General features: G+C 41.4%; 1 protein-coding gene and 2 pseudogenes. All 3 read left to right on the top strand.

What is annotated here, in order from left to right:
* Positions 1 to 209: pseudogene (locus N7931_RS19315) on the top strand (IS3 family transposase); the annotation flags it as partial.
* Between the two features lie 30 nt (positions 210 to 239).
* On the top strand, positions 240 to 641 hold the full coding sequence (locus N7931_RS19320) for a group II intron maturase-specific domain-containing protein (RefSeq protein ID WP_262795971.1): 402 nt from the start codon (positions 240 to 242) through the stop codon (positions 639 to 641).
* Positions 601 to 760: pseudogene (locus N7931_RS19325) on the top strand (IS3 family transposase); the annotation flags it as partial. The gene N7931_RS19320 and the pseudogene N7931_RS19325, both read left to right, overlap by 41 nt.

Here is a 760-nt window from a genome sequence, read left to right on the forward strand (position 1 = left end):
TGGATATGGGCTTTAAATTGGGGATTGATAAGGTTCGTCGTTTTATGAAACGACTCAAGCTCATTGCCAAGCGGCCTAAACAACACAAGTATCCAATTGGTGGCAAAGCGTCTGTGATTGCACCTAATACACTGAATAGACAGTTTAATCCTGAGTTGTTAAACACACATTGGTCGGGTGATATTACGTATGGTGTGCTCGGAGTTTAACATCAACCTCCATATTGATGTTAAACTTTTATGTCGGGTATCCCACATAGCAAAGCTAAAGCGTTCTCATCCACGCTCAGTAAAGCTTTATCGGGCGATTACTCTTGTAGCAAAGTAGATAAACTTGAGCACATTAGTCGTAAACTAAAAGGTTGGGCACAGTTCTACAGCCATACCCACTTTACAGCTAAAGTGTACAACAAAATCGATCGGATCGTATTCTGGAAATTTGCAAAATGGCTAGCTAGGAAATATCGCTGCTCCATTAAATCATTAATGATGACATGGATACGACGACCAACGCCTAGAAAAGCTAAGACTTGGGTGGTTTATGGTAAGTCAAATAACGGTATTGTATGCGGGGCAACACTATTTCGTTTAGTGAGCAGCCCTAAAATGCCATTCAGACCAAGGTTGCCAATATACCAGTGAGAGCTTTCAAAAAGCATTGGTTGGGCATGGTGTAGAATCGAGCATGAGTCGTGCAGGAAATTGTTTAGACAATGCCGTAACCGAACGATTCTTTAGAAGCTTAAAGTCCGAACGAGTTA

Origin of the sequence: Catenovulum sp. 2E275 (genome assembly GCF_025515275.1) — a bacterium.
In the GTDB taxonomy this organism is placed as follows: domain Bacteria; phylum Pseudomonadota; class Gammaproteobacteria; order Enterobacterales; family Alteromonadaceae; genus Catenovulum.